8 protein-coding genes are annotated in these 6,463 nt (G+C 52.7%); all 8 read left to right on the plus strand.

The window, feature by feature from the left end; genetic code table 11:
* Positions 1–385: 385 nt before the first annotated feature.
* Positions 386–592 carry an AbrB/MazE/SpoVT family DNA-binding domain-containing protein gene (locus BQ17_RS10740; protein ID WP_089726918.1) on the plus strand — a complete coding sequence of 69 codons (207 nt, stop codon included), beginning with the start codon at positions 386–388 and terminating at the stop codon, positions 590–592.
* The gene (locus BQ17_RS10745; protein ID WP_089726921.1) at positions 589–972 is read left to right on the plus strand and encodes a type II toxin-antitoxin system VapC family toxin; all 384 of its coding nucleotides are present in this window, start codon (positions 589–591) and stop codon (positions 970–972) included. The genes BQ17_RS10740 and BQ17_RS10745 overlap by 4 nt, the downstream gene beginning before the upstream one ends.
* Before the next feature lie 789 nt (positions 973–1,761).
* Complete coding sequence (gene frdA / locus BQ17_RS10750; protein ID WP_089726923.1) at positions 1,762–3,522, plus strand: fumarate reductase (quinol) flavoprotein subunit; 1,761 nt, start codon at positions 1,762–1,764, stop codon at positions 3,520–3,522.
* Entirely contained in the window at positions 3,519–4,262 is a 744-nt protein-coding gene (locus BQ17_RS10755) for a succinate dehydrogenase/fumarate reductase iron-sulfur subunit (protein WP_089726925.1), read from the plus strand. The genes frdA and BQ17_RS10755 overlap by 4 nt, the downstream gene beginning before the upstream one ends.
* A 2-nt stretch (positions 4,263–4,264) precedes the next feature.
* A complete protein-coding gene (locus tag BQ17_RS10760) occupies positions 4,265–4,651 on the plus strand; it encodes a succinate dehydrogenase/fumarate reductase transmembrane subunit (protein WP_176722386.1) in 387 nt (128 codons plus the stop codon).
* Position 4,652: 1 nt separating this feature from the next.
* The gene (gene frdD, locus BQ17_RS10765) at positions 4,653–5,006 is read left to right on the plus strand and encodes a fumarate reductase subunit FrdD (RefSeq protein WP_089726928.1); all 354 of its coding nucleotides are present in this window, start codon (positions 4,653–4,655) and stop codon (positions 5,004–5,006) included.
* Positions 5,007–5,188: 182 nt separating this feature from the next.
* Positions 5,189–5,968, plus strand: coding sequence for a class I SAM-dependent DNA methyltransferase (locus BQ17_RS10770; protein WP_089726930.1), 780 nt, complete (start codon positions 5,189–5,191; stop codon positions 5,966–5,968).
* A gap of 191 nt (positions 5,969–6,159) precedes the next feature.
* A complete protein-coding gene (locus tag BQ17_RS24145; RefSeq protein WP_089726932.1) occupies positions 6,160–6,408 on the plus strand; it encodes a Trm112 family protein in 249 nt (82 codons plus the stop codon).
* Positions 6,409–6,463: the final 55 nt, after the last annotated feature.

Raw genomic sequence — 6,463 nt, forward strand, 5'->3', positions numbered from 1 at the left:
TTCGGTATTATAGCGGTGCAGAAAGAGTTTCAAACAAATCTCATGCATATGGAGGCACTTGGAAAAAGATAATGTCTCAATCAACATATTCCCCAAAAGGCATATACGTGAATCCGTGAGATAAAATCCAGGATTTCGGTTAACTCTATGATTTTACTTTGATTTTCAAAGATTAGCTATTTCACCTGTTGGGTGAGTCCAAAAATGAATGAATTTTTCCATTATCCTGTTGTTTTATAAAGGGATTATCCTATAAACGGTTCATTTAGTTCACGGAACCAGGATATAGTTAACCCAGCCAGCTTTTTTCAAGGTGCCCGTGTGTTTGACATGATGCATCGATGCCGCTAGTGTAATATCAATCATGCATCGATGAGGAGTGAACATGAGAGCAGTGACAGTTTCCCCTAAATTTCAAGTAGTTATCCCAAAAAATATCAGGGACTCAATGGGAATAGTGTCCGGGCAGAAAATGCAAATGCTAACCTATCGTAACCGTATAGAGATGATTCCTATCAAGCCAATGGAGAAAATGAGGGGCCTTCTGAAGGGAATTGACACCGAAGTGCAGCGAGATGATGATCGCATATGAATGTCGTTGATTCCTCCGGGTGGTTGTCCTATTTTGCGGGTGATGATAATGCGGCAGTGTTTTCACACCCCATTGAAGACATCCATAAACTAATAGTTCCAAGCATTACTATCACCGAGGTTTTCAAGTGTATCCTACGCCAACGCGGTGAAGATATGGCGTTGGAGTGTATAGCTCATATGGAACAAGGCAAGATTGTACCATTAGATAGTACATTGGCCGTCAATTCAGCTCACTATGGAATAGAATATAAGCTGCCGTTAGCGGATAGCATAATTTACGCAACTGCAAAAACATATAATGCTTTGATCTGGACACAGGATGCGGATTTTGAGTCACTGGAAGGCGTTAAATATTTTTCCAGAAAAAAACACACATAACAACGAACCGAGGCGATGCTACGTCACCGGAAGTAAGGAGTAGGATCAATCGGGTGTTACTTGATGCGATAGACAGGGATGCGATAGACAGGGATGCGATGCACGGGCTCGACCCGCTGCCGGGTGGCATTCGACGACGACGGTCCATTATCGACCTGGCCGGCGGGTCGTACATCCCGAGCTCGGCGCAGGAGTGGTGGTCGATGCCGCGGACGATGGTTCCGTGTGGGTCTTCTTCTCGAGCCCCGATCAGAGAGCAGAGAGCCGCAGGTGTTCGGGGTGGTGCTCCACCCAGGCGGCCAGCCAACGGAGTGGATCACCGTCAATCTCAGCTCTTTGCCCGGCGTCAGGTATACCGCCACACGGTACAATCCGAGCTTTTGAATTTCCCCCTCACCCCAAGCCCCCTCGCTGCGCTCGGGGCAGGCTCTCTCCCGAAGGGAGGGTGTCGCAAAAGTCATTTCGAACCACAGAGAACGCAGAGAACACGGAGAAAGGAAGCGGCCGATTCTCTGCGTTCTCTGTGGTTTAAACTTCACAGACTGGCAGCTGACGCCACCGTTTTTGCGGCACCCTCGAAGGGAGAGGGAGTGAAATGCGTAGATTGTGCCGTGTGGCAGTATACATACCGAGTCCTTCACCGTTATCCGACGTTTCGATATTTTCGTTTGATAGGCAGGCGTGTAACATACCACCCCGTGCCGCAGTATCCATGGCATCACTGCGTGCCCTTCGCAGCAGTATGATGGTCGCACGCACTAAGAACTGTAAAAAAAGAGGGGGAAGCGTGTGGAGCTGATAAAGACAGACATTGCAATCGTGGGGGCGGGAGGGGCCGGTCTCCGCACGGCCATCGCCGTCGCCGAGAGCAACCCGGATCTCAAGGTGGCCTTGATCTCGAAGGTGTACCCCATGCGCAGCCACACTTGTGCGGCTGAAGGCGGGGCGGCCGGGGTCATCAAGTCGGACGACAGCCTCGACCTGCATTTCAACGATACCGTGGGCGGCGGCGACTGGTTGACCGACCAGGACGTGGTCGAGTACTTCGTCAACGAGGCCCCCAAAGAGCTGTTGCAGCTCGAGCACTGGGGCTGTCCCTGGAGTCGGGAGCCGAACGGGTCCGTTGGGGTACGGCCCTTCGGCGGCATGAAGATCAAGCGGACCTGGTTCGCGGCCGACAAGAGTGGCTTCCATATCCTCCATACCCTGTTTCAAACCTCGCTCAAGTATCCGAGCATCGAGCGCTTTGACGAGTTCTTCTCGATCGATCTGCTAATGGCAGATGGCCGCTGCCAGGGCGTCGTCGCTATGGAGATGAAGAGCGGCCGCCTGTTCCGGTTCCAGGCCAAGGCGGTGGTTCTCTGTTCGGGCGGGGCTGGCCGGATGTTCCCCTTCAGCACCAACGGGGCGATCAAGACCGGGGATGGAACGGCCATGGCCTATCGCGCCGGCGTGCCGACTAAGGATATGGAGTTCGTCCAATACCATCCGACCGGCCTGCTGGCGACGGGCATCCTGCTCACCGAGGGGTGTCGGGGCGAAGGCGGCGTGCTGCGCAACAAAGACGGCTACCGTTATCTGCAGGACTATGGGATGGGACCCGAGACGCCGCTGGGCGAGCCGGTGCTGAAGACCATGGAACTGGGGCCGCGCGACCGCCTGAGTCAGGCGTTCTGGCATGAGCAGCAGAAAGGCAACACCATCCCCACTTCCTGGGGCGACAGCACCCACCTGGATATGACGCATCTGGGCGAGAAGCATATCGACGAGCGATTGCCGCTGGTGCGCGAGCTGTCCATCACCTATGCCGGTGTCGACCCGGTCAAAGAGCCGGTGCCCATCCGTCCGGTGGTGCACTATATGATGGGTGGGATCCACACCAACATCGACGCCGAGACCCCGGTCCCCGGGCTGTTCGCCGTCGGTGAATGTGCCTGCGCCAGCCTCAACGGCGCCAATCGGTTGGGCTCCAACTCGCTCACCGAGCTTTTGGTGTTCGGAAAACGGGCGGCAACGAACGCAGTCGAATTTGCCCGCAACCGGAACGCCGAAGCGAACGAATCGGAGCTCCAGGAGCAGGCGGACAAGGCACAAACCAAGATAAGGGAGCTGGTCCAAAGGAGCGGCGGTACCGAATCCATCGCCGGGCTGCGCGCCGAGATGACGAAATCCTTGGAAGAAGGTGCGGGTATCTATCGTACCGAGGAAACCCTGCAGAAGACCTGCAACACCATCGCCGATCTGCGCAAACGCTACGCGGGTATCGAGCTGCATGACAAGAGCAATGTCTTCAACACCGATCTGTTCCAGGCCCTGGAGCTGGGAAACATGCTCGCATTGGCCCAGACAGTAGCGGAAGGCGCCTTGGCCCGCAAGGAATCCCGCGGCTCGCATCAGCGGTTGGATTACGAGGCACGGGACGACGAGCAGTACCTGAAACACACGCTGGCCTATTACCAGGGTGATGAAGCACCCCGTATCGATTATCACGATGTGGTCATCACCAAATCCAAGCCGGGCGTTCGGGATTATTCGGGAGGGGCCAAATGAGCGCGGTACAGCTGGAACTCGAGATACTCCGCTACGATCCTGAAAAGGATCAGGAGCCGCATTTTCAGACCTATCAGGTGGCGTGCCAGGAAGAGTGGATGGTTCTGGATGCCATCAATCACGTCAAGGACGAGGTAGACACCACGCTCAGCTATCGGTGGTCCTGTCACATGGCTGTGTGCGGGAGCTGCGGCATGATGATCGATGGTCAACCCAAACTCGCCTGCAAGGTATCCGTAAAGGATTACGCGAATAAGAAGGTCCGCATCGAGCCGCTGGCGAACTTCCCGATCGAACGGGATCTGGTCGTCGTCCAAGACGACTTCATGGAGAAGCTCAAGCGGGTCAAGCCCTACATTATCCGCAAGGAAGAGCAGCCCATCGAAGCGGGTGAATACAAGCAGTCGCCGGCCGAGCTCAAGAAGTTCAAGCAGTTCACCCTCTGCATCAATTGCCTGTGCTGCTATGCGGCCTGTCCCGAGTATGCGCTGACCCCGGAGTTCATGGGTCCCGCGGCCCTGGCTTTGGCCCACAGATACAATACGGACTCCCGTGATCAGGGGCTTGCCGAGCGTCACAAGGAGCTCTCCAAGCCGGAAGGGGTGTGGGATTGCTCCTTTACCGACACCTGTTCCATCGCCTGTCCCAAACACGTGGATCCGGCAAGTGCGCTCCAGCAGCTCAAGATCGCCACCACCGTCCAGTGGTACAAGGAGCTCATCGGTATGGGGGATAAATGATCATGGCCTATGTGAGACCCGTTTCCAAAACCACCTGGTACCTCAAGGATCGCAACTACACGATCCATATGATCAATGAGCTGACCAGCGTCTTCATCGGCCTCTATGCACTGCTCCTGTTATGGGGGATCGGTGCCGTAGCGAGCGGTGACAAGGCGTACTACCAGTTCTTTCTCGAGTGCTTGACGAGCCCTGGGATGCTGGTGCTCCTGTGGGTAACCACCATCGTCATCTTCTACCACGCCATCGCCTGGTTCAAGGTGACACCTAAAGCCATGCCGATCCAAAAAGGAGAAGCGTTCGTACCCGGCGGCGTGATCGCCGGGGCGCATTACGTCATCTGGGTCCTATTCTCTCTGGTCGTCCTGTATTTCGCGGGGGTGTTTTAAGATGGCTAAAGTCAATAAGGCCCTGTTTTGGAGCCTGTTCGCCGCTGGCGGCACCCTGACCGCTTTTGTGTTTCCCGTGCTGGCGTTGATTACCCTCATCGCCGCCCACGGAAGTCCGCCGGATGGCATACCGGAGATCATGAAGTTCGAACAGATGCAAGGACTGCTGGCGAACTGGTTCGGTAAGCTGGCGGCATTCGGTACAGTCAGCCTGGCCTTGTGGCACGCGGCTCACCGGCTGCGCGTGGGCCTGCACGGTCTGGGATTGCGGGCAGATGGCCTGGTGGCGGTCGTGGGATACGGCATCGCCTTGGTAGGTACCATTCTGGCTGCCTATTGGCTGGTGCAGATATAGGTGAGACAGCCCCATCGGTCGGGACGCAAAGATCGCCGAGAAACGCCCCTGTTTCTCGGCATCTTTGCGTATCGCTCCTTTGCATTTTCCGGTAGTGTTGATTTTTGAAGTGATAGGCTAGCCAATAGTCGGTTGAACTAACCTACTCGATCACTTTAAAAATCAACACCACCGAAAATTTAATGAAAAAGCGATATCAAATACAATTTCCAAAGGCGGATTTGTCAAATCTGAGTCAAAATGAAGCCTATTTCTATCTTCAGGAATCAGATGGTAAAAGGAAAATAAAATTCCACGACTACAGTGAAATTTATTCGATACAAGGTTTATATGAACAAATTTTTTATGATCGTCTGAAATGCACATCTCCAAATAAAGTAGCCTCAATACTCCAATCAGCGGTAACACAGTCTCAACATAATCTTACTGAGCTTCGAGTATTAGATTTAGGTGCAGGCAATGGCATGATGGGGGAGGAGCTAAAAAAATATGGCGTTTCGCGCTTGATAGGTGTAGACATAATTCCCGAAGCATATAGCGCCAGTATGCGGGACAGAGCTGGGGTGTATGATGCGTATTATATACAGGACTTCGCCAAGCTGGATGAAGACAAGAAACAAGAAATAGCGTCATGGCAATGTAACTGTATGGTAACTGTTGCGGCTCTTGGATTTGGCGACATCCCGATCAATGCATTCATTGAAGCATACAATATCATTAGTAGCAAGGGCTGGGTGGCATTCAATATTCAGGAAACATTTTTTGATAATAGTGATAAAACCGGATTTTCAACAATGGTACGAGAGTTGATTTTCTCAGAGTATCTTGATGTTTATCATATCGAACGGTATCGACATAGGTTGTCAATTGAAGGAAGGCCTCTTTATTATTTTGCAATTGTCGGTCGAAAAAATACCGATGTTTCGTCAGAATTTTTAGCCTCAAAAGGCAACATGGCCTGACAGGGCGCTTTTAAAGTCTACACGGAAATCTCACCCCTGACGCCTCCAAAAAGCAGCTACAGGCCGCGATCCGGGGTAAGGTAGAGTAATCCAGTAGTATCATCCGCTTTGGACGGTTGGAGAGGCGATAATGGGCTGGTGGATGTGGGTTACAAAAACATTTCCGCCTATTGAGGATAGTAAAAATCATTATGCCTGAATTTGAAAGAACAAAGGGTTTTAAAAAAGAAGCCCTTCAATACCTGGTATGCCCTCTTTGCGGAAATAATCTTTTCCTAGAGAATACTGACCGAAATGATATGCAGTCCGGCACTTTAACTTGTACATCCGAGTGTCGATCATATCCCATTCGAGAAGGCGTTCCGAGATTGTTACCGGAACTGAACGGGCAGAAGCAAAACGGTGAAGAATATCAAAATTCGGTAGTGGATAAATTCTAAATGCTGAAGTCTGCCAACCCCTCCCTCGTCATTCCGGCAGGGATTGCCGGAATCC

It is taken from the genome of Candidatus Thiosymbion oneisti, assembly GCF_900092655.1.
Lineage (GTDB): Bacteria > Pseudomonadota > Gammaproteobacteria > Chromatiales > Chromatiaceae > Thiosymbion > Thiosymbion oneisti.

Excerpts from the sequence above, each read along its gene's own strand:
- BQ17_RS10740 (WP_089726918.1), top strand. The coding sequence starts at position 386 with ATGAGAGCAGTGACAGTTTCCCCTAAATTTCAAGTAGTTATCCCAAAA.
- BQ17_RS10755 (WP_089726925.1), top strand. The coding sequence starts at position 3,519 with ATGAGCGCGGTACAGCTGGAACTCGAGATACTCCGCTACGATCCTGAA.
- BQ17_RS10760 (WP_176722386.1), top strand. The coding sequence starts at position 4,265 with ATGGCCTATGTGAGACCCGTTTCCAAAACCACCTGGTACCTCAAGGAT.
- BQ17_RS24145 (WP_089726932.1), top strand. The coding sequence starts at position 6,160 with ATGCCTGAATTTGAAAGAACAAAGGGTTTTAAAAAAGAAGCCCTTCAA.
- BQ17_RS10770 (WP_089726930.1), top strand. The coding sequence starts at position 5,189 with ATGAAAAAGCGATATCAAATACAATTTCCAAAGGCGGATTTGTCAAAT.
- BQ17_RS10745 (WP_089726921.1), top strand. The coding sequence starts at position 589 with ATGAATGTCGTTGATTCCTCCGGGTGGTTGTCCTATTTTGCGGGTGAT.
- frdD (WP_089726928.1), top strand. The coding sequence starts at position 4,653 with ATGGCTAAAGTCAATAAGGCCCTGTTTTGGAGCCTGTTCGCCGCTGGC.